The sequence below is a fragment of the Dawidia soli genome (assembly GCF_018598185.1).
GTDB classification, from domain to species: domain Bacteria; phylum Bacteroidota; class Bacteroidia; order Cytophagales; family Cyclobacteriaceae; genus Ohtaekwangia; species Ohtaekwangia soli.
The window spans coordinates 16237-43037 of record NZ_JAHESC010000055.1 but is presented as its reverse complement, the minus strand read 5'-3'; the positions used below and the strand labels follow the sequence as shown (position 1 = coordinate 43037).

Sequence of the window (26801 nt, the reverse complement as noted above, 5' to 3'; positions counted from 1 at the left end):
CGAGACTGGTGGAGATGGCGGGGGGGGAGAAGGTGGGGGCGAAGGCGGCGGTGGGGGCGGTCAGGGCTGGCAGTGCGATTGCAAGACATGCTGCGGGACGACGCTGACGGTGCCACGCATTCCATCGCGCGACGGTAGTCCGGTAGAATATCTTCTGGAACAATACCAGGGATCCATACGACAGCGTGAGCTACTCTCAGCACAGATCAACAGCAAATTGCAAGAGCTCAGGCTGAATACGATCAGCCAGGCACGCCTGGCGAATCTTTCGGCAACCTCTGCTGCGCAGCAGAACGACAACGTGCTGCAGGCAGGCAGTTATCTGTTCAAAAAGGCGACGTTGCAAAGAGACATTGTAAGCACGCAAAACAGGTTGTCGAGCCTGGATAACTATATCAACCAGCTTCAGCCGCTCGTGGCCCTTGTTAATGCAACAGGCAATAAAAACACGACAGAAGCGATCGCGTTGGCCAATAGCATTCTGAATGGCATCGGGCAGACCGCAGACTTTACTTGCAAGACCTTGTTCTTCCAGGCCTGCTACCTCTCGGTAGAAGACTATCTAAAGAATCAGGCAACGCCGACGACCGACCAGGTTATCTTCGATCTGAGCGCCATAACCGATGGATATTCAAAAACCATACACCCGTTATGGCGGCCGGATACAACCTATGCCATATCGATCAAGACAAAAGACGAGGTGACAGTACCAGAGAGGTCATCGGCTAACAGGGTCTATGAGCGTTACTTCCATTGTGGGTTCCGAACAAAAGGCCCGGTAGGCCATTTCCACTCCTATGTTCAGAAATACCAGGCGCTGAAACAGGCAGACCGTGAAGATGAATTTCAACTGGCTACACTGCGGCCCTATATCGACTATGCCAAATCGTACCCTAATGCCGACGGAAGGCTGACCAATGCCAAGCCGCTCTTTTTTGATGAGCCCAAGCTATACCTGTTCTACAAGTTCGCCTACCTCTACAACATGTATGGCAACTTTGATGGGTATAATGGCAACGCGGCAACGAATGGTAGCCTGAAGGTATTGATCAAAGACCCGGTAGAGCCACCAGGCGCTGATTCTGAACAGATCATCGAACAGACGGGCGTAGGCTTTGTGACCAACACAATATCGGTACGACAGCCGGATCTATCCTTCTTCAACAACCTTACGCGCGGCAGTACCTGTGTTCAGGTGGTGCCCATAAACCCGATCGGGATCAATACCGCTGTGGACCCGGGTCCGCTGAAACCTCAGAAACTGTATTCCGCCATTTTCCTGGCGCGGTATAACGGCAAAGACGAAGAAGTGCACCGGTTCGTATTTCAAACCTCCCGGTATGCTGATTTCGATGGACAGGTTAACAGCTACAAGCTTTATGATGACAAGGGCGTTTTCCTGCGTAACGCTGTGTATGACACCCTGGGTAAACCTTTCAGCGGATCACAACTCTCAAAAGCAGCGCAACTGCTGACCAACACATTGCCGGATACAGATCCGCTCTTCAATACGTACCAGGACCCATACGATCTGTTGATGACCGGTATTTTTGAAATGCCCGCATTGCCTCCGGCCGTAACGATGGAAGTGAATATTATACGTAACACTTCCGACAGCACAATTATGGGCCTGTTGATACGGAACCCTGAACCGCTTAACGATCCCAAAATACCGGCTTCGATTTTGGCAGGGAGCGTGACATTATCGGTGAACGGCGGTCCGGTGGCTGATCACAGGGCGATCTTCTCGAAAGACAATACCCAAGTGTTTATCAGCAACGTTCCGTTAAACCTTGTTGCAGGGCCGGTAGTCTTCACATTCCGCTATTATCAATTTAATGGTGCCGAATATCAGGAGTTGAATAGTGTATCGGTAAACCTGACTATTTGATACAGTAGAAAAGTATAGTAAAAGAGTACATAAAAATATCGATTATGACGCTGTCACAGCAAGACATTATTTCAGGAAGAGCGAGGATACAGTCGCCATACCTATACATTCAGGCGGCGGGCTCGGATGGAACTGATCATTCCGCGCCAGGTGTGCACCTGCGCTGGGACTTCCTTCGGACACTCGGCGACAACCACCTGCCCAAAGGATCGCTGGCAAATCCTGGCGGCCCTTTCGCGGCAGCCGGGGGATTCAATAAACCCAATGATTTTGTTACGGTACTTCGCGCACCTTATGATACGACGTATCCGGCAACCCTTGACCTGCGAAGTCAGGATCCCAGTACGATATTGGAGAGCGGCGCCGCACGGAGCTGGCGATTCAACACCACGGTATACAGCCTTCCGGAAGGTGAACTAGTAACAGTAGTACTCCGGTTCGCGGACGTAGCGGCGTATGACGCTGTCAGAGCTACCGTTAACCCCACCACGAATGCGCTGGATTTTATCGAAGCCTACACCGGCGTGCTGGAGGTAGAGGTGCTGAACAATCTCGCGTTTGCCATTACATGGGTCATGGAGCAACCTGAGGCTGCCCCCGTCGGACAGTTGCGGGTAGAAACCGTGTCTGCGGAAGAAAATCTGGCAACCTCTGCAGTATACCTTTCCACCAGAAAGACTTTTCCGATAACAGGCAAGCAAAACAGCGCCTCTTCTTCAAGACCCATCGCTGAGCAAGTGGTCCAGCTGGACCAGGAGGGGCTTGTGGACGCGAAGAAAGTCTACGGTGAGAACATGCGGTATGCCCGGTTTGACTACACACAGTGTTTTCCGGTGGTCATCAAGGTGGAAACCTACCGTCATTTTATACAGGGAAAAAATACCCGTGGCCAGTGGACTGCCGTTCGCGAAGATTTTGCATTGTCGCTAAATGACACCGACGTATTCCGGAGGCTGCAAGATGCTTCTTATTCCATCAATCGGGCATGGCCCAAATACGTCGGAGCCAACCCGGCGACGGGCCGTTTTACCGTGAATGTGCCCAATTACGTTGACCGTTGGATTACGAAGGGGCCGGGTGAAGAAGGCCTGAAAGATCTGGTGATGCAATATCTTGACCTGAGCCGCAACCCCAATAACCCGACCGGCATAAGAGTTATCCACCCGGAACGGGACCCGAATGATCCGTTTGACCAGGATACAGAAGAAGACTACGAGTTTGAAGCGCCACCGGCACCGGAAGAGGCCGGCGGTGTTGACGAAGGAGCAACTAGTATTGACAGTCTTTCAATGATCAAGTTGATCGCTTCCGATTATCATGTTGCCCGTATGTTTGGTTTCGGTCATATTGACGGTAGCGTGGGAGAAGGCGATGAAAAATACGTCTACCTGGCCCTGTACGAAACACGGGCTTCATTGGAGCCGGGACAGGCAGCAAGCACGGTTATTCATGCGTCTATGACATTGCCTACGGGCAGACAGGACCAGCGCCTCCCGGTAACTACCATGTTAAAGCCGCTAAGCTTTGGACTAAAATCATTGAACGGCAGCACACGGACCATCACAAATGAAGAAGGCTATATTCCCAACGCGGCGGTTCGTATCATAAACCTGCATATCGACCCGATCGTAGCGGATACGGCAGTTGGGCCTTTCTATGAAAGCGCAGAAACATTCGCGACGGCCGATACCACGCTCCCGATTTGTTATGGCGTAAAATACAAAGCTGTGGATGAGCCCGACTGGCGTGTACCCGAGCTAAGCAATGACCCCGAGTACCAGGATGAAGCGGGTGTGAACGAAACAGTACCCTTGACCATTGAGACCTCCGACTATGAAGAGGTAGACGAAGCCAAGGTATATGTGCACACCGAAGAGGAACAGGGTCGACATCAATATGCCGTCTACGGCATCAACTGGTTTTCGCGTGCCTCGGGGCTGAGCAATATAGAAGAGACCGAGACCACGTTCTCGCTGGCAGATATAGCCACGCTGCTGCCTCCCTTAAACTTCGCCGTGCAGCTTGTTCAACAGGAAGACCCGCCGGTACTGACCACGGTAAACGAGCAGGCAATGCTCCAGTCCATGATCACGGCCAATCCATCAGGTGACCATACACTCATCCGGATAACGTTTGACTGGACGCATGCGCACAGCATCGCCCATCAGTGGGCAAATAAGGTGCAATTGTTCTTTCGGCAGAATCCCGTCCGGGTCGTACGCGGCGAAATCAAGAGCATTACTGAAATCTCGGCTGATATGGTTGAGATCAGGACCATCGGGTTCTCGGCGTACAGCTCCACCGAAATACAAACCTTTAATGCGCGCGTTGTGGCGGGTGACGAACCCCGGTTTAAGGGTAGCATTTTTGTGTCTGACCAGAACCAATACATCGTAGACAAAGTAGAGCAATCCAATGTTCAGGAAGAAGGCTCTGTTTTCACCATCAGGAAAATCGTACAAGGGTCCGCACAGGATGTCGATAACAACGATGGCTTTATCATCACCGACGATTTTATCTCGCCGGCGGTGGGAGATCGTTTCTTCGTAACCGAGAATCTTGGCGAAGCCGCAAACTGGACGGATGTTGCTCCGACCACGGCACAGCCCCTGGCAAAGGAGATCAGTGTCGTAAAATTCAGTGAGCACCAGGAGCAGGTAACCGAGTATGACGGTTCGATCACCACGCTCAATATTGGTGGGATTTACGATACGGCTACTGTAACAGAGTTGCCGGACGTCGATGAAAATGGAACTCCCATACCGGGTTCGGTAACCGGCATCTATGAAATAACATTCGCCGGTTTTGTACTGGCCGACCATCCCGATGCCGATATTGATTGGTATCGTGGGGTGGCGCGGGTGCCACTGGCATCGTCGGCCAGCGAGAAAAAAGTGCTCACCGTAATTGATATCGGCGCGCAGGGCGGCTTCCTGAAGATCCTGGCCACTGACCCCGAAGGAGCGGGCGCGGCAGAGACCATCCAAACCGGTACGGGCATTCAGGTTAATTTTCACCCGGGCTACCGTGTCTATCTGAAAGCTCAGGCAGGTGTGCTCACCAAATCAACGACGTTACCCGCCACCGGGCAGCGCATAAAGCAAACGTTAATGGGCGGACGCTCGGTCGATACCACCTTGGGGGCTGTGTCATCTGTCTCTACAGCATCTGTTTTGCTCGCTCGCGAGATCATTGTTCCGGTAGCACCCGGCCAGCCTACCGGCGCGGTGTTTGCGACCCGTCCGGATTTTTATGGCAAGGCTACCTATACATTCGACACAACAGTAAACACCGAAGGAGGAAGAAAACCGCTGGCGTTGGTTTTTTACCGTGCGAATGAACGCGCCATACTCGACACACTTTATATGCCCGCCACGGTACGAGCCATTCTTACCGCGCTCGAAGCGCTGCCGCCGGAAGACGCGGCATTTTACTTCGACCGTTTCCGCGACCTTATAAAGGTTACCCTGGCGGGGGATGGAAAGTTTAAGGAATATGTACCCGGCGGCTATCGCTTTCCGAATCCCGACAATAACAACTATATAATTCCGGATCCTGATCCCACGCACCCGGCCGTGAGGCCATTCGCACAGGCTCCCAACCCGGGAACGATCGTCAGCACGGTGAGGGCCGCCATAGAAGGTTCCTTCTTTCCGCTGACCGAGCAGCCTGTACTGTATTCTGCGATCCGCTCGGGCAGAAAAACGGTTAACCGGAGACCGGTGATCCGCAATAACAACGGAGAATACCTGCTTCCCACAGATCCCTTGTATGACCCTGCGCCCATGGCCGTCGTACTGCCCGCAAGCAATACGGTACGGTTTACGGATTATACACTTGACGGATCTTCCAGGAACATCTATTTCTACTTCGTTCGTGAGCTGAATGATCTCTTTCAGTTCAGCGCTCCGAGCCCGGCGCTGGGGCCGGTACGCCTGATCAACACCTTCCCACCGGAAGCACCCGGGATAAAAAAGGTGACCACACAGGTAGAAGATGCCTTGCTACAATCCAGCACGGGCGTGCGTGTAGAGCTGAACGCGTACCTGCCTGCAGAAAATATCCGAAAGGTTCAATTGTACAGAGCAACCAGCATACAGGACGCAAGCTCGGTAAGAACCATGACCCTCGCGGCCGACGTAACAGTCGACCAGGGCAGTACAACCATTGTGGATGAGTTTAATGACCTGGACATCGTTCCGTACGGCGACCCGCTTTTTTATCGGGTAGTGGCATTGCGCGAGATCCTGAACGAAGGAGAGGACGTTGAGTATGTGCCGTCACTGCCTTCGAAAACGGTAATGGCGTCTGTTATTGATGTAGTTAATCCGGTGGCCCCTGCGTTAAACGCAGTTATAGGAGTAGATACAGGTACCACCCTGGAAGACGTAACACTAACCTGGAACAGGACAACCTACAACGGTACATACTATCTCTATAAGATGACGGAGACAGGCAACTGGTACAAGATCTATGAGACAAGCTCAAACGAAGAGACTATAGCATACGAGTTGCCGGAAAGCCTTCTTAAGATCGACAATGAGGGCAGAAGGATCTATCACCGCTTTAAGGTTGACGTAGAAAACTCCTCAGGTCTCCTGAACTTGGAAGAAGCACCTTTGACTGTATAGCAAATGAGCGTATAACGAAAATGATATATTGATTATGGCATTTATATATCCAATCCATTTTTCAGGTACACGCTGGCGGGTAACCGACGGCGATGTGTATGTGAGCTATCTGGGCAGCAACCTGTCCGGTAACGGGAGTCCGAAAAAGCCGTACAAGACCATTCAACAGGCGGTGAACGCGGCGCTTACCGGCGCCAGGATCGTAATCGGAACAGGCACCTACACCGAAGCCGTAAACGGGCAAGGCAAAGGCTGCAGGCTGGTAGCCGACGGCACAGTGCTGATGAGCGGAACAGCGTCAGCAACGGCATTCATGAATCTGGGTGCTAACGGATCGCTGCAGGATATTTCGATCTCGGGTTATCAGGCCGCGGTGAATGGCGTGGTAAAAGAGCTGGTCGGATGTTCACTCCGCTCGCCGCTGACGGCATTTACAGGTACCCTGAAACAGACCCTCCTTTTGAATACCACGCTCGCCGGCAGCGCACCGGTACGACTGATCAATTGTACATTGGTGGGTGTGAGCAACCCGTCGGCAACGGTCATCGCGCACCTGGAGAGTTGTCATCTGGGAAACACGACCAATCTTCAGCTCAACACGCCGACGCTTACGTATTTCGACTACTGTAATCAGGAGGCGGGTTCGGTTATACAGATCAATGGAACATCGTACAATACGCCGACAGCAGTGACGGCAGCATTCCCGGCGTTCCAACAGTTCGGGGTAGGCGTCGATCCGAAGTTCAACCGACCAACCGCGGGTGACTATACACTTGATCCTGCGAGTGCGCTTAAAACCGCGGGCCGCAGAAAGACGGCGATCGGTGCGTTCGCGGAAGCGATCTCCTGGGGGACTTCTCAAATCCTTTCCGGTGGCGGGTCGATCTCGGCCGTAACGATCAACGCAAGCAACTTCTTTGAGCTGCCCGTCGGGATTCATACCGGTATAATTGAAACTCCTGTGGTGGACTTAGGCTCCGTGCGGCCGGTGCGGACGCTTCGGCTGTATGCAGACCAGGTGTTCGATGAAGCCACGCTGGGCATTGTTTCGACCGATCCCAACCTGGCGTTGCCGGGCGCTATTACCGTAGAGATGCGATATGCTGATACAGCGGCAGGCATTGCCGGAGCAACCTATCAGCCCATGATCTGGGACAAAGTAGTGTCGCATGATTACAAACTTGCAGGCAACGGGCAGCTCAGCTTCGGCGTGAGGACAATGAGCTACATCACCACGCGTTGTATACAGCTTCGGATCACCCTGCGCGGTGCCGGCGACCCCGTGCTATTGGCGCAGGAGAATAATGACCTGTTGCTGCAAGAAGATGAAAGGCAAATACAGGTATAACAAAAAAGATTCGTAAAAACGTTAACAAAGAGTAAATATGGCAGTGGTATTCAAAGGTTTTAGCATAGAGGTACTGAATTTCGGGTATACCGTAAACGTACAGGACGCCTTTCGTAACCATGTTGCGGGAGCAAAGGTAGTCATTACCGACCTGGGCGACTTTCTGGAAGAAGGTTTTACAGACAAGCAGGGATGTTATTATGGAAATGCTGAAGAGGGCATAACCCATAGCATGGTAGTGTCGAAAGACGATTTCTTTACCTACACGCACCGGTTCAGAATACTTCCGGTAAGTGCATTGACATTTCCGCTGAAGAATTTTCCCGTACTAGTATATAATGCTTCAAATGCCCCCGTTTCAGCAGCACAGGTAACCATCGCATCACCCTCCCACAACAACGCTGGGACAACCAATGCCAGTGGTTTGTATGAGGGAACGATCCACGCCGACCGGGAAAATACAGTTAGTATTTCGAAGAGCGGTTTTACAACCTATCAGCAGGTGATCAGCCCCTATATAAAGATCACCTGTGCGCAGAGTAACGTTGTGGCCGTACCGGTAGTGATACTCCAATAAGTATGTCTATTATGATTATAAATGATAAACCGAAACAATAAAAAACAATAATTTTGTATGGCAGTCAAACGAATTTCAGATCTGGACAGCGCTGTAAATATACAGGAGACTGACCTGCTGGCCATTGTGAACGGAGGTGAGACACGCAAGACGACGGTCGCCGACCTGAACATTGCGATCTCATCCGGCAGCAGCCCGAATGCTGCTTGCATGGTGGCCACAACAGCCAATGTCAACCTCACGGCAGGCGGCTTGCTTACCATAGACGGGGTATTACTCCAAGCCGACAACCGGGTGCTGGTATGGCGGCAGAGCAATGCCGCACAGAATGGCATCTACCTGGCCAAATCAGGTGCCTGGGTACGGGCCACGGATGCCGATGAGACTGCCGAGATCCGTCCGGGGGCGCTCATCTCGGTTATCCGGGGCAATGCGTACAAACAATCCATCTTTCAGGTAACCAATACCGGCAGTGCAATTGTAGGGACCACCGCGATTACCTACGCCCGGCTCACGGGATGGACATTTAATGAAACCACGAACATTGTATCGCTTACCGACCGCGCTATACACATCTCGTCGCTACAGGTAAACGGTGGCCTCGCCAAGTATGATGCACAACGGCATAGCCAGTTTGACGCGCGCACGCTCGTGGATAAAGAATATGTGGATAATAAGGTCAGTACGGTAAATGCGCAATGGCTTGTTACGGGAAACGATATTTACTACCATGCAGGAAATGTCGGCATAGGCACCAGCACGCCGGCCGCAGACCTGCACGTCGAAGGCTCGTTTAAGTTTATCGACGGGAATCAGCAGAATGGAAAGGTACTGGTGTCTGACAACAGCGGAAACGCCAGCTGGCAGTCCGTTTCCAGCGATGTATTCACGTCGGATTTCACCGTCGTGCTATCGGGCTCGAAGACCCTTGGTAAATACACCAATGGTCAGGTGGTGCCTGCACAAGGCAAAACGGCGCGGCAAGTCCTGCTGGATCTGGCAGTAGAATACCTGGCGCCTGCATTCAACAGCTTTGTGCTGAGCGGGCAGAATCAAACCGTCGAGCTCGGAACGACCATTGCGGCGGGTAATAAAACGTTTACGTGGAGTACTGCGAATGCCGGAAACATTGTAGCCAACACGTTGAGTATACGCAACGAGACCGCGGGCACGAACCTCGCCACAGGATTGGCCAACGATGGCAACCAGGTAGTGAGCTTGCCCGGCGCGATAGCGCTTCTAAATGAAGGCAGCCAGGTAGTATTCAGAATTACAGGTCAAAGTACACAGGTCGGCAATTTTACCCGCGATTTTGCGATCGTCGCCGACTACCTGCGCTTTTACGGTACCGCCGCTACCGTCCCTGCTAACAGCGCGGCGGTTCGGGCGCTTGCCGGCAGCACGTTTGGCAATACCTTCTCGATCAGCATACCGCAAGGACAGACGATCATTGCATTCGCCTACGAAGCCACGCGACCGGACATTACCGACAGCGCGGTAAAGTACGTAGAAGGCTTCAACTCCAACGTGGGGAATACATTTACGAAATACACGTTTACCGTAAATGATGCTGCCGGAACCGCCCGTAGCTACAAAATTTATGTATCACAACTGGGTGCCCCTTACCCAGCATCAGCAACGTATAACATTACAATACCCTAGACTATGGCAAATACACCGTTAGGATTCCCCTTTGGCTTTTATGTAGCAGACAACTCTCCGATAGATGGAAAGTATGGTGTGCTGGACGCCGGCGCATGGAGGCCTTACACAACGATGGCGGAGGCTCTCGCAGCAATTCCCCAAGGCATACGGCACATTGGTCTAACCATTAATATTGGCGGCACCGAGTATTGGTGGGCACAGGGCCTGACCGACCAGAACCTGGTCGTGAAAAACAACGGCAGCGGTGGCGGCGGCGTTATGGCCTGGAAGAACTCCGTACGTGCCGCCACCACAGCGAACATCACATTATCCACAACACAGACGATTGATGGCATCGCCCTGGCGGCCGGCGATCGTGTGTTGGTTAAGAACCAAACCACACAAAGTGACAATGGCATCTATGTCGTGGCATCCGGAGCATGGACGCGCGCGACCGACGCCGATGCTTCCAACGAGCTGCAGAACGCCGTGGTAAGCGTAGACCAGGGCACTGTTAATGCAGATACTTCCTGGAGGCAAAACACAGATTCGGTTGTTATCGGGACCTCGGCAATCGTCTGGAGTTCCTTTGGTGCAGGTGCTGCCATTACGGCAACAAACGGGTTGACAAAAACCTTGGACAACATCAAGCTGGGGGGAAGTCTAACCGAGAACACGACCATCGCTGCGGGAACACGCAACCTGTCCATTACACGCGGAGCATCCCAGATCACGATGAATCAGGACATCCTACTGTTGTCCAGTGGTTTTATGTTCTTATCCTCGACGAATAGCATCTATATGGATGCTGGCGCAAACACCGTCAATATCAGTGGAACGAACTTAAACATAGCAGACATTGCCGGCGGAGGGGGGCGCTTTCTTCTCGCCTATACCAACACCTCTCTTTTAACGACGACCAATGCACCGGCGATCCTCTATACACTCGATATTCCAGCCGATAGGAATGTGACCATACGTGCAACTGTTACGGCACGCCGCACCGGGGGATCATCCGGTGCCAACGGTGACATTGCCTCGTTTGAGCTGGTCGCTGCATTCAAAAATCCGGGGCATGCGGCAGCGACACAAGTAGGAGCAACGTTCTATCCCTATACGTTCAAATCGCAGCCGGCGTGGGATGTTATTTTTGACACCAGCGGCAATGATGCACGTATTAGCGTAATAGGAGCCAACGGCAATAACATAACCTGGTCCTTGAATAAAGTAGAAGTATTCAGAGATAGTTAAGAACACACCAATGCATCGCCTGGGTTGCGGGGTGCTTTTGTTCCAGTGTTTTCAAGCAAGAAAGCCTTTTCCGCTGAAAGCGAAAAAGGCTTTCTTGTTGCCCCTCTGTACGATATATCTAAAAAGGCCGCCTCGTTAAACGGATCCGTTTGAAAGGCTAAAAGTTGGTATTACTTCGCCAGCAACGCCTGCCCTTCAAAAACTATCCCCGGCCAGCCATGGATCATAAATTGCCTGATATTCTGGTGATCTGTCCCTTCAGGATCCCTTAGCACCGATTGATAATGCTCCGCAAATAAATAAAGGGTATCTCCTTTGTCCAGCTTATTTAGCTGAGCGAAAGTAAAAACCTTCGCGCTGCCCTGATTTTGGTTTGCTTCATTATGGAGATCTCCATTTTTAAAGGCCGTTGGCTGATGTTGGTAATACGTTTCTATAAACTCGATCACCTCTTTAAACGAGAGTGAGTTGTCTTTTAACTTTTTTAGCAAAGTTGCCAGCTGCTCTTTCATTCAGTTTTTTCTCAAATTTAAACAGCCTGTCATAACTGCCAGCACGACAGCGGTCATTTCTTTCTTGAGACTACTTAAATAGATGCTCCTCCAGGGCGGCCAATAGTGCTATTTGTCTTTTAATTTAAAAGTACTTTTTATAACTTGGGCATTATTCACTACTCCCGCACGCGTATGCTGAATGGACTCAATCAATGGTATCAGGAAGCTAAAAGCAACAGATGGTTCCGTTACTTCACCGTCTTTTGCCGGGTAGTGCTGGCCCTGGGATTTATTCCTTCCGGCATCGTAAAAGTTTCAGGAGAACGGTTTACGGCGTTGCCGGCCACCCACCCACTCGGTCAGTATTTTGATGCTTTGCACCTCACCGGTTTCTATTACACTTTTATTGGTGTGGGGCAGCTCGTAACGGCACTCTTGCTGCTCATTCCCAGGACAGCTCTACTCGGTGCAATCTTCTACTTTCCCATTATCCTCAACATCTGTGTCCTGACCTATGCCGTGCGTTTCGAAGGCACCCGGATCACGACATTCATGCTGCTGGCAAGCCTGTATCTGCTTGCCTGGGACTTCGATCGGTTGAAGCACATTTTTTTACCCAAACAATCTCCGCCCCCGACAACCTCGAGCAACAAGTTCCCCGTGATTTTTTTTGGATGTGTTCTCGCAGCGCTGATATCGGTGGTCGTGATCAACCAGTTTATGTTTGATATTCGGCCGGGTAATTCGCAGCTCGAATGCACCAACGGCTGCGCCGGAAACGACAACCCGGCGGCATGCAATATCTTTTGTGACTGCATTTATAACCAGGGTAAATCGCTTGACGCGTGTCTTGATGAATATGAGCGCGCGAAGGTAGCAGGAAGCCGTTAGTTAGCGATAACCACCGCACACCCTTAGTTTTTCACGATCTCTACTTCTATCCGGTCGTTGGCAGCGGCCTGTTCATACACTGCCAACAAGGTTCCATAACCTTTGGTGCTGATACGTGCGGCGTCAACGCCTTTGCTGACGAGGTAGGCCTTGACGGCCTCGGCACGAAGTCTTGATAGTTCTTTACCCGAGCCGTGGCGGGTGGTGTTGGTGGCCGGGTCTGGCGCAAAGAAATTGCTTGCCGTTCCGAGGGTGGTGATGTCGGCGCTCTCATTGCTGTGGGTGTGACCATAGACGCGCACGCGGCAGCGCGGATTGCCCATGAGATTTACAAGCTGCAGAAGCTCGTTCTCAGAGGCCGGTGTGAAGATGGTCGTATGGTCAAAGAATTTGACGTTCTCGAGCTCGATATAATCGCCTTTGGCTACGGGTACCAGCTTGATGGGAACAACGGTTGCTGTTGTATCGCCGGGGTTGTCGTATGCTACGATCCGCTTAGCGAGCTTGTAACCTACCACGTTGCAAACAATTGCCAGTTTACCCGATGCCGGCGGAGGGATAAGAACCTTCTCATCAGAGACGATGCGACGGGGCGGTGTGCCGGCCTCTTGTGTGAGGTATACGGGGCCGGAAACCGCGGTGTTATCGGTTCCTGTCGTAAGCCGGAAGATAAATTCTTTGCCGGCGGGTTTAGCGGGCGCTGTTTCGATAGCCACCGTATTCGCAGCAGAGTCTGCTGTCGGTATTCCGGGCGTTGCGGCGGACTGGGCGGCAGCTATGGCGTTGTAATGGGGGTGGGGGGCACCCGTTTCTGTATCATATTCTGCGATAGCATGGGCTTCAATCGCTGCGTTTCCTTCCAGGGAGCCCTGGTAGATCCAGGCTTTCGTGAATTCAGACTCCAGGCGCAACTGATAGGCCAGCTGCCGCGCGCGTTGCCGATCAGCCGTAACCCGTACATATACATAATAAAGCTTGCGGACGGGGTTGAACGCATATCGTGCCGGATAGTTTCCGGCCAGCACATGCTCTGTAAACAGCTCTGCGTTCTTCTGAACGGCAAAGCCTCCTACAACCACATAATAGGTTCCCCCGGAATGGTTTTGGGCCTGGACTACACCCGATGTAACGAAAACAATCAGAATGAGGATATTCCGCAGGGCGGTAACGCGGGCAGGATCTGGAGACATGGGCGCGAATGTAAATCGAAAAACAGAAAAGATCGACGACACTATACGCCTTTCAAATCTTTTTTCGATAGCCTATCATCTGTTCGCCCCGCACAACCCGCCCGGTATGCTATTTCTTCATATTGCGTTAACATTATCGTGAGGATGCTCCATCGGCAGTGTTGAACAGCCCGTATACTATAAGCGCCCAGGGTACGGTAATTATTCCTTCATAAACCGTAACGTTTTTTGTTCCTCTCCCGATATGATATGTAATACATACATGCCCGGTTTCAACGCTTTGATATTCACAGACGATCGTTCAGGCAATAGGGTTGTTTTACCGATCACTTGTTCGCCGGCCAGGTCACACACGGTGATTTCAGCCTTTGCCGTGAGTCCCAATACCTTTAATTCATCGGAGCTCGGGACCGGGTAAACCGCGAGCTCATATGTTTCCGATGGTTGCGTCGTGCGTACAACGGGGGCCTGCAGGCGGCTTGCGGAAGGCGAGATACCGAATAGTTCAATTTCCGCCAGTTGCAGGATCGAGCCGCTGTTGTTGGTCATGTTAAGCCGGTAGTAGGTGTATGGCGTGCTGTTGGTAAAATTGAATGTCCTCGTCTGGAACCTGCTGGGAAAATCTTCATTTGACCGGCTGTCGAGCGTCGTCCAGCTCGTGCCATTGGTTGAGCCTTGTAACGTCCAGAGTAACGGATCCCGCTCGGGTGAATCGTTTGCCGAGGTAATGGTATAGCGGGTAACGACATAAGGCGACGCCGCCTGGTATTGTGTCCAGGCCGATGCGTGGAAGGTGAGATACTTGGTGTTGGTGTTGTTGTCGACCAGGTTTGTATACTCCTCACCGGCAGGGGAGTCTGCCTGGTATTGTGCGCTGACCGTGCCGCCCAGGTTCGTAATATCCTGACCCAGGTTGGCGCCCGGGTCAACGGGAAGGCCATTGGCTTCGCGGATCAGCTGAAAGATGTGATCGGGACGCACCACCACATAGTCTGCGCCCAGAGAATTAGCAACATTTTTAAAGCTGGTCGGGGTAACGTTCTGCCACGGTTGGGCCTGAATAATGATGAAGCGCGGCGAGGTCCCGTTCCATCCGGAAGACGCCGAGGAAATATGATCTTTCATGGCCTGCTCGTTGGTGCAATAGTTGCAGGACAGGGCCATGCCGGGCAGGCTTTGATTGTAAATGGTCAGCCCGCCCCCGGTATTCTGCGCGGTTAGGCCGAGCAGCGTCGGCGCATGGTTGGCAAAGCTCTGACCTACATTCTGATTGATACCCCCCGTAATGGTGTTCCAGATGGTCACAACCCGCAGACCCGCACGGCGATTGTAGTCTTCAGTCTTGGCGACGAACTGGTTTAACGATTGGATGGGCCAGTTGTTGGGGTATGCATAGCCGTAGCCCGAAGGCCCGGAGATCAGGTTGTCGTTATTCGTGGAGCTTTGCCAGTAGTAGTTCAGCGCCCCCGGCATGGCATCGAGCATCGCGGGCGACAACGTCCATCCGATCGGCACCGAGCCGCGGTCGGGGTTGCTCCAGAGTTTTCGCATGAGGTGCTCTACATATTGCAGATTGTCGCCGTCGCTCAGGATGAAGGCAACATAGAGCTTGTTTTGCAGCACAGGCTTGGGCGGAATGGGCTTGGTATTGACGGTTCTGGGCATGCCGCTATGCACCGTGAGGTTGGTCGCAAAGTCGCTGGCAACGGTGGCAATACCGTACGTTGACGCCCGCGTTACGCCAGGTTCCTCTTCGGGCCACCAGCCCATAAAGCAGGCTCCGGATGTCATAGACGATAAAAAGCTGTTCAGCAGTGTGCTCTCCGCCGCGACGTTCGGATCAAGCCAGATCACGGCTGCCCCCAGCGCAACAGCGTATTCGCGCGCAGCGGCTTTATGAACCTCCGGGTTCAGTCCGATCAACAGGCGATGGTCGAGGCCGGACCAATAGTTGTTATAGAGGGCTTGATATACCTGCAGCTTGCTGGTGAACTGCCCGCGCAGGTCCAGCACGACCGGTAAATTATATGGCGCTGCGGTTAACCGCGCGGCCAATGCCGGTGAAGCAATCAATGCCTGGCGATCTTTTGCGAGAACCGTGGCCAGGTTGACGGTGTGGATCTGCGCGGGATCATATACGATCAGCCCCGCCAGCTCACTCCTGTATTTGGTGATCAGCGTCCACTTGTCGGCAGGTTCGGTCCAGCTCAGGCCCAGCGATTGCAGCCAGGTGTAAGGGCCTTCGGCAAACGCATCGCCTTCGTACGAAAAGATCCGAGGCTGCGTACGGTTTACAATACCTTTTAGAGAAGCAAATAGATACATCTCGGCCGAGGAACCGTTTTGCTGAACACCCACCCAATCAACCTTGGTATACGATGTGCCGCGCCAGTATACGCGTAACTCAAGCGATTGATTGTCGGCCGGCATGTTAAACGGAAGCGTGAAGTTCGTATAGCTTCCGGCCACGGGAAATTGCTGGCGCGTCAGGGTTTGCATGGCCAGGATCTGGCCCGTAGTAGCGTTTCGCACGTCGATGTCTACAATGGGATCATTGTTGGCCGTGTTGTTGTCAATTTTCATCCGGAACTCGGCCACGTTGGGACCGGCAGGGATAGTCGTGTTATAAGGCCCGTAGATCATGTGCTGATTGGCAGCGTCGATTCCCGTTTGGCACAACCAGCCGTCGGTCTCCAAACGCCCGGTATTGTGCCCCAGCGACGAGCCCTCGGCCTCCCAATGCGTGGAAGTTTCGCGCAGGGTGATCAGATCCTGTGTCGATGCGCTTGCCGGAAAAGAGGGTAGAAGCTGACCCGACGGCCAGGTTATCTGGGCCATCGAAGGTAAGATGATCAATTGAAGCAGAAATACGACGGTGATCGTTGTGGGTAGCGTGTTTCGGGTGGTCATAGGCATCGTGGTTATTAGGGAACGAGTGAAAATGATCTCGGCTATGGAATAAAATACAGCACAGGACCACCCGTTTCAAAAACAAATTCCGTGGAGGGCAAAAACAGGGAGACCACTGCACCGTAAGCCCCACAGATGGTCTCCAGGTCTTAAGACATATTCAATAGCTACACGAATTTACACATCACTCTTAAAATGTAGGTGGGGGAGCGTTAAGATCGGCATCGAGAAAGTCATTGATCATAGGTATCAGCCAATCCATTCGCTGCATCATACCGATGTGCGTCGTGCCCGGTATGATGGCCAGACGGGATTGTGGCAACCCATGGATATCGCCCATTTTTCCACCACCCCTGGCACGGAACAGCTCCAGGGCATGCTCATACTGTACGCCGTCGGCATCACCGATCGCCAGGAATACCGGAGTCTTCATGGTCTTTACATCTTTTGACCAGTCGTAAGGCTTCAGGTCAATGCTGATCACCTTTTTTACAAACTCCGGAAAATGTGCCGGATCGTTTCCCAGGCTGTCATACTGCTTTTCGATTTGGCTGCCCTTAAACATTTCCGGCGTCATCGTAGCGAAGCTTGCTTCAACATCAGGCCACCATCCATCATGGGTATAGGTGCCGGACAGTACCACAAGCCTGCGCACCTGTTCAGGATGACGCACCGCCATCTGGAACGCAACGCCGCCACCCATGCTATACCCGAGAATGTCAGCACTATTGATCCTAAGTTGCTTGAGCAGGCCGGATACATCGTCGGCCATACCTTCGTAGCTCAGCGCGCGGTCTGTATCCCGTGTACGACCGTGACCCTGCATCTCCAGTACAATTACTTTCCGGTCTTTGGCCAGCCGGGGTATGATGTGCGACCAGTTCAACGGTATACTCATGAAAGAACCATGCAACAATACAATGGGGTTGCCATGGCCGTATACCTCATAGTACATTTTTAACCCGTTCACATCGGCATAGCCGCTTTCCGCCGGCTGTATGTTCTGGCTGGCGACCGTGTCTTGGTCGTTGGTGGATGCGTTTTGCCCATCCGTTGGGCGTGGCTGGCAGGAAATCATCACCGCCACAGCGATGATGATCAGAAGACTGGTTATAAGCTTGTTCATATCGTCAATTTGTTATGATACAAATCTCGCCAACAATGTGGAGCATCCGCAGGGCGTATGCGACAATCGCAGGGGCAAAAAGCGACAATACGGCCGAGGCGTTACCGTTCGCCGTTGAATCTCGTTTTAAAGGAGAAGTCGCGACCATGCATGGCTGTTTCGTTCTTGCTTGTTTCGAGTTGCGCTTTTGTAGCATAGACGATCATCTTTCGTTCGTAGTCGCAGATAGCAGCTTCAACAGCGCTGAATTTACCATTCGTGAGATTCTCCGAGAGCACGAGTGCATCCATCAGCCCGGTATTCACACCTTCCCCCGCAAAGGGTGGCATGATGTGGGCAGCATCGCCTACGAGCGTTACCGGCATCGGCCGATCCTTTTTCCAGGGACGACTCAGCGGGAGCCTTCTCGTTGGCAGCCCCGTGTAAAAGGACGTTGCCCGGAATAATTGCCGGTAATGCTCGTGCCAACGTGAGAACCGGGAGAGAAGGAATACGGTGATACTGCCCGGGTCCCGGAAGTTCAGGGCGGTGCTATGATCCCATCCCTCGGGTGTTCTAAACGTTACATTGTATGTCAGTGCGCCGTTGTTTCTGGGGTTGGCAACGATGTTCATGCCGTTGTCCGCCGTCATGAGAATGTTGTCGTTACATAGCTGGTAGAATGCCAGACATGTTGATTCAGGTTGAGGCACTTCACCCTGTATGATAAAGGTTCCGGTATATTCTGCTTCCGCATCGGTTACATATTTCCGTACGGCAGACAATCCTCCGTTTGCGCCGATAACAAGATCCGCGGTTACATCGGGGTTATTTTCGAAATGCAAAAGCCACTTTCCATTTTGTACTTCAAGTCCGGTAAATTTTCTGTCCCATACCACAGTGTCCTTTGTCAGGTTGTCAAGCAACAGCGTTCGGAGATCGTTCCTGTTTATTTCGGGATTGTCGTAGTGAGGTTGTACCGCGAGTAACAGGTTGCCCTGCTCGTCTGTAATGGTTCTACCCATCGGTATGGCCCTGGCAAAATAGCGGTCCAGCAGTCCGGCCATGTCCAGGGCTTTCTGTCCCGAATGTTCGTGCAGATCAAGCGTTCCGCCCCAGATCCTTGTCAGTGGGTCTTTGTCTCTTTCGTAGACTGCTACCTGTACGCCTTTTTGCTGGAGCAATGTTGCCAGGGTCAGGCCAACGGGCCCCGCGCCGATGATCGCCACGTTCTTGTCTTTCAATAACATTGATTTCTGGTTGGTTACAGTGCAAAATTGTCGATCAGGTTAGAGGTAAAATACCTACTTTAGACTCAAAAATAGCTGTAAAAGACTTTTTCAATGGAAGCTGACGGACAGCAGACGGTTCCGGACATCTTATGGAGGTTTGCACGTTTGTTGGGAACAGACGTCAAAGAAAGGCGCCTGGAGATCCCTGAAAAATTCGGTACGGGGTATTGCGAGGGGTACGTTTTTAATGATCAGATTCGGATGCTGATCCTGCACTATGAGCTCCGTGAAGATTTGATCATTGAAAATCCGGGCATCAACACCGCTGCGCGAACGATCCTCTTTAAGTTCCAGAATGTTTTTACAGAAGCCGGCACGGCCTCGATAGAAAATACATACAGGGCTGCCCCGTCCGTTTTAATTGCCACCAGTAGCATGAATACAGACGCCGTTATTCCCGTCCATACAAATACGGCGGTCATCAATATAGAAGTAGACGCCAACTACCTGAACGGGCTGCTAGGCTCATCAGAGCGGTCACCGGTTTTGCAAAGCCTGTTACAGAACGCGCAGCCGTTGTTATTCGAACAACTGCTGAATCCTTCGCTGCAGAAAATTGTGGATGAAATTGTAACCGGGTCAGTGGATGAAACTTTTAAACTGTTCTATCGGAAGATAAAAGCCGAAGAATTGATCTGTCAGCTATTGATAGCGTTGAAGAAACGGGATGAAAAACATCTTTACCCGGTAAACATCCACGACGTTCAAACAATCTACAAAGTAAGGGAACAAATGCTGGAGCATCTGGAAACTCCACCGGTGATCGACGCGCTGGCGATCCGTGCCAACATGAGTCCCACCAAGCTAAAACGGTTGTTCAAGCAAATTTTCGGCAACAGTATTTTTTCTTACTACCAGGAATTCAGAATGAAAGAAGCTGCTGTTTTACTGAAGGAGGGAAGGCTCTCGGTTTCAGATGTGGGGGCCCGGCTGGGCTTTACAAACCTAAGCCATTTCTCGAAAGTTTTTAGAGAACATATTGGCATGAAGCCGAAACAATATAGCCAACGTTGACAAGTAGATTGCTGTACCAGCGTTGCTGACGTGCTGATGAGAGCTGCAGCGGATGGACTAAACGTAATGCTCAATGGACGAAAAGCTTGTGTTGTTTTGTCGGTTGTAGCAGTGATCTGCCGTCCTGATTTAAGGTCCGGCATTCCGATTCGTCCAAAAAATCGCAAAAAATGTGGGAAAGTGAATGAATCCGGCGTAAATTAAAATCGATATTGCCCAGGTCTTTCTATTCGAGGGGCTGCCCTTCTGAGCCCCGACGACCTTCCGGCAATCCCACGGTGTTTCGCGTGCGTTTGTTGGAGCGCAGGATTATTGAAACATCGGAAAGGAGTATTTGTATTTAACGGAACGAACCCAAAACCTGTTGATGCCGATGGCAAGCAAATCACAAAAAGAGGCATTTCTGCAATACGAAGCCGATAATTACTTTAACCGGAACAAGAGCGTGGCCTATGTGCCGGAAGACGATGTAGTGATCAAACTGTTGAAAGAATATAATTATACACCCAAAAGCACGTTGGAGATCGGCTGCAACACCGGCTATCGCCTGGAGGCTATCCGCAACTTAACCGGTGCATCGGTGGTGGGTATCGAACCCTCGCAGGAAGCGATCGACGCCGGTAAACAACAATATCCGCTCGTACCCTTTGTCAAAGGTACAGCCGATAACCTCTCGGCTTTTCCGGCAGACAGCTTTGACCTGATCGTGATTGGGTTTGTGCTCTACGTAGTAGACCGCGAGCTGCTGCTACGGACCGTAGCGGAAACAGACCGGGTCTTGAAGGATGGGGGTGTACTGATGATCATCGACTTCTTTGCCGAGCGCCCGCGTCGCAATGCGTACCAGCACATCCGCGAGATGGAAGCCTATGCCTACAAACAGAATTACGACGAGATCTTTACGGCCACCCAACTGTATCAACTGCTGGACAAACGCAGCCTGAGCCACGTGAGCAAGGACTTGGACCTGACAGGCGACTATTATAACAAATATGCTATCACTGCGCTGCGCAAGGACCTGCAGGCAGCGTATAAATAACGGCAGCTGCTGTCCACCACATCGTTCCTTCCCGGGTTCAGTTAGGCCTGGGAACGTTTCGCATCGTTAACGTAAAACTGCTCACCCTCGCCGAGCTTAACTACATCGTCCAAAATGGTCCCGAAGGAAGGATCAAGCTCGGCGTGGTCTGCCCCTCCAATGCCGCCCGTGCCATTGCGCACAACGTGGTATTCCGGTCCATCATTCGGCCCTTCAAAGCGTATTTCAGCCATCGTCGCGCCAGTATCGGACGCATTGATTTCCGAATCTGCAAAAACGTTGCGTAATCGGTTGCGCATAAATACCCCGTGGTTCCGCGCACACGCGGCCTGTAAACACCGCCTTGGACCAAACGACTCCAAAATCGTTCAAATTAAGCTCTAATCGATCGTTTGCATAAATAGTGATCCTTTTGTTTGAAATGTCTGATCTGAGTCGTAAATATGCAATCGATTGCGCATAATGATGCTCATTCTGACCCAATTTCAAACCAATCTAACCTATATGAATCCATATCCACATGTTAAACGATGGGTGTCGAGAGGTTCCGGTCTTATCCTGTTTTGCCTGGCCCTGGCGCTGCACGCCGGCGCGCAAAACAAAGTCGTGACGGGAACGATCAAAGACACCGACGGGGCACAAATGCCCGGCGTTTCGATCTTTGAAAAGGGCACCAGCAACGGCACGACGTCCGACGTTGACGGTAAGTTCAGCCTCTCGGTGTCGCCCGGCGCAGTGTTGACGTTCACCTTCATCGGCATGGCCGTAAAAGAAGTGGAGGTAGGCAGTCAAACCACGCTGGATGTCGTGCTGGAACCCGACGTCAGCCAGCTGGACGAAGTGGTCGTGATCGGCTACGGTACCGCTAAGAAATCAGACCTCACGGGCTCGGTCGTGTCGATCACCGGCGACGCCCTTCGCAAGGTGCCGATCTCGAACGTAGCCGAAACGTTGACCGGTCGCCTCGCCGGGGTACAAGTAACGTCCACGGAAGGATCTCCCGATGCGGACATCCGCATCCGTGTTCGCGGCGGCGGCTCGATCACACAAGACAATAGCCCCCTCTATATTGTCGACGGCTTTCAAGTCAACTCGATATCCGACATATCGCCGTCGGATATCCAGTCGATGGACGTACTCAAAGACGCGTCGTCAACGGCCATCTACGGATCACGTGGCGCCAATGGTGTCATTATCATCACCACCAAAAGCGGAAAGCCCGGCAAGGTTTCTGTCACCTACAATACATTCTATGGCGCAAAGCGCATCGCCAAGACGTTAGATGTACTCCCCGTGGAGGACTACGTCAAGTGGCAATACGAATATGCCGTACTGGACAACGAGCCCGGCGAGCTGGAGTCGTACGAAGATTACTTCGGCACTTGGGCCGACCGCGATCTGTTCACTGGTATGAACGGTAATAACTGGCAGAAACAGGTATACGGCCGCACCGGCCATGTCTTCAGCCACGACATCAGTGTACGGGGTGGGGGCGATAAGTTCTCGTACTCCGCCAACTACGCACTATACGATGAGAAAGCCATCATGATCGGTTCGGGTTTCCGCCGCAACAACGTAACCATGAAGTTCAACAGCAAGCCCGTGGAGCCCGTCGAGATAACGTTCTCCCTGCGCTACTCGGACACCAAGATCGACGGCAGTGGCGCGAACGAACAAAACGAAGTGTCGGCGTCCGACTCACGGCTGAAACACGCTGTGACCTATGCGCCGATCCCGCTGGCCGGGTTAACCACCGACGACACCAACGAAGAGATCGCCAGCTATCTGATCAACCCCATCGTGGCCACCAACGACAACGATCGCGAGCAGTTTCGCAAGAACTATAACATGGTGGGCAGCGTGGCATGGAATATACTCGAAAACCTGCAGTTCCGCTCGGAAATAGGGTTGGACAATATACGGTCGCGCGACAATCGTTTTTACGGAATGACAACCTACTACGTACAGAACGCGCCCAGCAATGAAAACCAGAATCACCCCGCCGTCATCATGACGCAGACCGAGCAGATCCGGTTTAGAAATGCCAATACCCTGAACTATAATTTCAAAGGCATGCTGGGGCAAGAGCACAACCTCAACCTGTTGGTGGGCCACGAAACGATACGCACGGAAAATACACAGTTTACATCGGTGGTGCACGGCTTTCCCACCTTGTTTGACGCCGACCAGGCGTTTAAGCTCACCACGCAGGGCAAGTCGCAAACCACGAATAACTTCTTAAGCCCCGACGACAAACTACTCTCCTTCTTCGGGCGCGCCAACTACGAGTTCAAAGGCAAATATTTGCTCTCGGCTACCTATCGTGCCGACGGCTCCAGCCGCTTCCTCGGCGACAACCGCTGGGGATACTTTCCGTCCGCCGCCGCGGCCTGGAAGATCACGAGCGAGGAGTTTATGGCCGGCGCCAGCAACTGGCTCGACCAGTTGAAATTACGGGTGAGCTATGGGGTAGCCGGTAATAACAATATACCGGTGGGCCAGACGGTACAGTCTTTCGAGTCGAATACCAATACCTGGATCAACGGCTTTAGCAGCTATTGGTCCGCATCCAAGATCCTGGCGAACCCCGATCTGAAGTGGGAGACCACCCACACCCGCAACATCGGTTTGGATTTCAGTACCCTGCAAGGGCGCGTCAGCGGTACGTTTGATGTATATAAAAATAATACCACCGACCTGCTGGTGGAATTCCCCGTGCCGGGTACCGGCTATACCAGTCAGTTCCGCAATCTGGGCGAAACCGAAAACAAAGGTCTGGAGGCATCGCTGAAATACATCGTGCTGGAGAAACCGGACTATGGTTTTGATGTAAGCGTGAACATCAGCTTTAACCGCAATCAGATCAAGTCACTGGGTATGATGGAGAACTTCGGCCGCAACACCAACTGGGCTTCGACCGAGATCGGAAACGACTTCCTCATCGAAACGGGCAAACCCGTCGGGATGATGTATGGCTACGTAGCCGACGGCCGGTACGAAGTATCCGACTTCGAAGGCTACGATGCTGCGACCAGCACCTGGATCCCCAAGGCGGGCGTGGCAACGGCCGACGCCATCGTCGGCAAAGCGGCGCCGGGTATGATGAAGTTAAAGAACATCGCCGGCGACGAGTCTATTACGATCGACGATCGCGGCATTATCGGCAACGCCAACCCCAAACATACCGGCGGGATCATCCTGAACGGCTATGCCTACGGATTCGACCTGACCGCCGCGTTTAGCTGGAGCTATGGCAACGACATATACAACGCCAACAAGATCGAATATACCTCGTCTACGCCGCGCTACCAGTATCGCAACCTCAGCACGATCATGGCCGACGGCCAACGCTGGACAAACATCGACCCGTCTACAGGCAGCCTCGTAACCGACCCGACCGCCCTGGCGAGCCTCAATGCCAACACCACCATGTGGTCACCCTACATGGACCGGTACGTGTTCAGCAGCTGGGCGGTAGAAGATGGTTCGTTCCTGCGCCTCAATACATTGACGATGGGATATACCATTCCGTCATCCCTCACCAGCCGGCTTCACATACAAAGCCTCCGGTTGTATGCCACCGCATACAATGTATTTGTGTGGACGAACTACAGCGGATTCGACCCCGAAGTATCGACACGCCGGAACACCGCCCTCACCCCCGGCGTGGATTATTCGGCGTACCCCAGAAGCAGACAACTCGTTTTTGGTTTGAACCTTAACTTCTAAGCGCGATGAAAGCAAGTATACAAAAATTCCTATATACAGTCGCGGTGGTGGCGGCTGGCCTGCTGGCCTCTTCCTGCAGCGACTACCTGGATGCGCCCACCAAGTCGTCCCTCGACGAGTCGGTGATATTCTCAACCCCAGACCTGGCGAAGGGCGCCGTCGATGGCATCAAACTCCCCTTCGGAGAGACAAACTCCTACCGCGGCCGGTTCCTGCCCTGGTACGGTATGAACACTGACGTAGAGTGGTATAACTCGTCGCAGACGGCAGGCGACAATGCCGACCTGGCGGTATACAACGCCAAGCCTAACAACAGCAATATGAATACGGAGAACAACGCCTGGGCCATGATGTACTCCGGCATCGAGCGGGCGAACATCTGTATCCGCGGGCTGCGCCAGTATGGCGACCCGCTGCCCGGCACCGAGCTGGGCTACCTCCTGGGCGAATCGCTGACGCTTCGCGCCATTATCTATGCGGATCTGCTCAAGACCTGGGGCGATGTGGTGGCACGCTTCGAACCTATATCGACGGCAACCATCTACTTGCCCAAATCCAGCCGTGATGAAATTTACAAGCAGCTTCTGACCGACCTGGAAGAGGCAGCAACCCTGGTGCCCTGGCCCAACGAAACCAGTGCAACGTCCAGCGTCGAGCGGATCAACAAAGCATTCGTCAAAGGACTCCGTGCGCGGCTGTGCCTGGCCGCGAGTGGCTATTCGCAATACCCGGATGGGATCCGCCGGAGCAACGACCCGGCCCTGTCGGTAGCAACGCTCTATCCCGTGGCCTACCAGGAATGCCTGGATGTGATCAACAGCGGAACGGCAAAACTCGAGCCGCTGTTTGAGACCGTGTTTAAGAAAAACAACCAGGACAACGTGGCGGCTGGTGGCGAGACGTTGTGGGAGCTGCCATTTGCCGACGGCCGCGGCCGCGTGCTGTTTACATTCGCCGTGCGCCACATGAGCGCAGACCAGCACACCGACCAGGCCCGTGGCGGGCAAGGCGGCCCCTTGCCTTCGCTGTTCTACGACTATGATCTCAAGGACACGCGCCGCGACGTTACCTGTGTGCCCTACCAATACGGAACGGCCGATCAAACGAAATTCGCCAAGCAGGAACTGGTCAATCTCAACACGTGGTTCTTTGGTAAATACCGCTACGAATGGATGGCCCGGCACGTCACGTCCACGAACGACGACGGCGTGAACAAACTATACATGCGCTATGCCGAAATCCTGTTCATGGCGGCGGAGATCGCCAATGAATTGGAAGGTCCTGCCGCCGCCGCACCCTACCTCAAGCAGATCCGCCAACGGGCCTTTGCCGCCAGTGACTGGCCCGCGAAGGTAGATGCTTATGTAGATGCCCTGAATACAAAGGAGGCCATGTTTAACGCCCTCGTAGAAGAGCACAAGTTCGAGTTTGCCGGCGAAATGGAGCGCAAGCAGGCCCTGATCCGCTGGAACCTGCTGAAGACAAAACTGGACGAAGCGAAAGCCGACATGCACGCGCTCCAGGACAGAACGGGCGATTATGCAGATGTACCCAGCACCCTGTATTATACCTACGCCGAGGATAAGGAAACACTCCTCGTATACGGCTTGAACCGGGGTGAATCCGGCAGCGCTCCAGCAGGGTATACGCAAACCAAGACCTGGACAGAGCTGGCGGATACAAAGATCGAAGCCCTCTACGCCGCCAACCCTGATACGCGGCAATTCTGGCCCATCTGGCAGGTGTTCCTCGACGGCAGCAATGGCAAATTGGTAAATGATTATGGCTATTAACC

General features: G+C 52.7%; 17 protein-coding genes. 11 read left to right on the top strand and 6 right to left on the bottom strand.

All coding sequences use genetic code 11. The features are described 5' to 3' along the window. The 6 genes from KK078_RS26350 to KK078_RS26325 form a co-directional block, all read left to right on the top strand. Window positions 1-1891, top strand: a 1891-nt coding sequence (locus tag KK078_RS26350; protein ID WP_254093333.1) for a hypothetical protein, incomplete at its 5' end; no start/stop codon positions are given. A gap of 44 nt (window positions 1892-1935) precedes the next feature. After that, a complete protein-coding gene (locus KK078_RS26345) occupies window positions 1936-6522 on the top strand; it encodes a hypothetical protein (protein ID WP_254093332.1) in 4587 nt (1528 codons plus the stop codon). A gap of 34 nt (window positions 6523-6556) precedes the next feature. Continuing rightward, window positions 6557-7870 carry a hypothetical protein gene (locus KK078_RS26340; RefSeq protein ID WP_254093331.1) on the top strand — a complete coding sequence of 438 codons (1314 nt, stop codon included), beginning with the start codon at window positions 6557-6559 and terminating at the stop codon, window positions 7868-7870. A gap of 37 nt (window positions 7871-7907) precedes the next feature. After that, on the top strand, window positions 7908-8447 hold the full coding sequence (locus tag KK078_RS26335) for a hypothetical protein (protein WP_254093330.1): 540 nt from the start codon (window positions 7908-7910) through the stop codon (window positions 8445-8447). Between the two features lie 57 nt (window positions 8448-8504). After that, window positions 8505-10109 carry a hypothetical protein gene (locus tag KK078_RS26330; RefSeq protein ID WP_254093329.1) on the top strand — a complete coding sequence of 535 codons (1605 nt, stop codon included), beginning with the start codon at window positions 8505-8507 and terminating at the stop codon, window positions 10107-10109. Between the two features lie 3 nt (window positions 10110-10112). Further along, complete coding sequence (locus KK078_RS26325) at window positions 10113-11342, top strand: hypothetical protein (protein WP_254093328.1); 1230 nt, start codon at window positions 10113-10115, stop codon at window positions 11340-11342. 170 nt (window positions 11343-11512) lie between these two features. Here the strand turns inward: KK078_RS26325 and KK078_RS26320 are convergent, their stop codons facing one another. Beyond that, window positions 11513-11854 (bottom strand): HopJ type III effector protein, encoded by a 342-nt coding sequence (locus KK078_RS26320; RefSeq protein ID WP_254093327.1) that lies wholly within the window; start codon window positions 11852-11854, stop codon window positions 11513-11515. 174 nt (window positions 11855-12028) lie between these two features. Between KK078_RS26320 and KK078_RS26315 the strand changes: the two genes are divergently transcribed. Further along, window positions 12029-12727: a DoxX family protein gene (locus KK078_RS26315; RefSeq protein ID WP_254093326.1), complete on the top strand. Its 699-nt coding sequence runs from the start codon at window positions 12029-12031 to the stop codon at window positions 12725-12727. 23 nt (window positions 12728-12750) lie between these two features. On the opposite strand, the gene KK078_RS26310 is transcribed toward KK078_RS26315, so the two are convergent. The 4 genes from KK078_RS26310 to KK078_RS26295 all read right to left on the bottom strand — a co-directional run bounded on the left by KK078_RS26310 (window position 12751) and on the right by KK078_RS26295 (window position 19182). Next, window positions 12751-13917, bottom strand: coding sequence for an OmpA family protein (locus KK078_RS26310; protein WP_254093325.1), 1167 nt, complete (start codon window positions 13915-13917; stop codon window positions 12751-12753). 201 nt (window positions 13918-14118) lie between these two features. After that, entirely contained in the window at window positions 14119-16827 is a 2709-nt protein-coding gene (locus KK078_RS26305) for a T9SS type A sorting domain-containing protein (protein ID WP_254093324.1), read from the bottom strand. Between the two features lie 190 nt (window positions 16828-17017). Then, window positions 17018-17953 (bottom strand): alpha/beta fold hydrolase, encoded by a 936-nt coding sequence (locus KK078_RS26300; protein WP_254093323.1) that lies wholly within the window; start codon window positions 17951-17953, stop codon window positions 17018-17020. Window positions 17954-18054: 101 nt separating this feature from the next. Next, on the bottom strand, window positions 18055-19182 hold the full coding sequence (locus KK078_RS26295) for an FAD-dependent oxidoreductase (protein WP_254093322.1): 1128 nt from the start codon (window positions 19180-19182) through the stop codon (window positions 18055-18057). 93 nt (window positions 19183-19275) lie between these two features. Between KK078_RS26295 and KK078_RS26290 the strand changes: the two genes are divergently transcribed. After that, window positions 19276-20238 carry a helix-turn-helix domain-containing protein gene (locus tag KK078_RS26290; RefSeq protein ID WP_254093321.1) on the top strand — a complete coding sequence of 321 codons (963 nt, stop codon included), beginning with the start codon at window positions 19276-19278 and terminating at the stop codon, window positions 20236-20238. Between the two features lie 373 nt (window positions 20239-20611). Then, window positions 20612-21277: a class I SAM-dependent methyltransferase gene (locus KK078_RS26285; protein WP_254093320.1), complete on the top strand. Its 666-nt coding sequence runs from the start codon at window positions 20612-20614 to the stop codon at window positions 21275-21277. Between the two features lie 41 nt (window positions 21278-21318). Here the strand turns inward: KK078_RS26285 and KK078_RS26280 are convergent, their stop codons facing one another. Continuing rightward, entirely contained in the window at window positions 21319-21576 is a 258-nt protein-coding gene (locus tag KK078_RS26280) for a hypothetical protein (RefSeq protein WP_254093319.1), read from the bottom strand. A 205-nt stretch (window positions 21577-21781) separates the two neighbouring features. On the opposite strand from KK078_RS26280, the gene KK078_RS26275 reads away from it, so the two are divergent. Then, window positions 21782-25006 (top strand): SusC/RagA family TonB-linked outer membrane protein, encoded by a 3225-nt coding sequence (locus tag KK078_RS26275; RefSeq protein WP_254093318.1) that lies wholly within the window; start codon window positions 21782-21784, stop codon window positions 25004-25006. A 5-nt stretch (window positions 25007-25011) separates the two neighbouring features. Then, window positions 25012-26799, top strand: coding sequence for a RagB/SusD family nutrient uptake outer membrane protein (locus KK078_RS26270; RefSeq protein ID WP_254093317.1), 1788 nt, complete (start codon window positions 25012-25014; stop codon window positions 26797-26799). The last annotated feature ends 2 nt before the right edge of the window (window positions 26800-26801 follow it).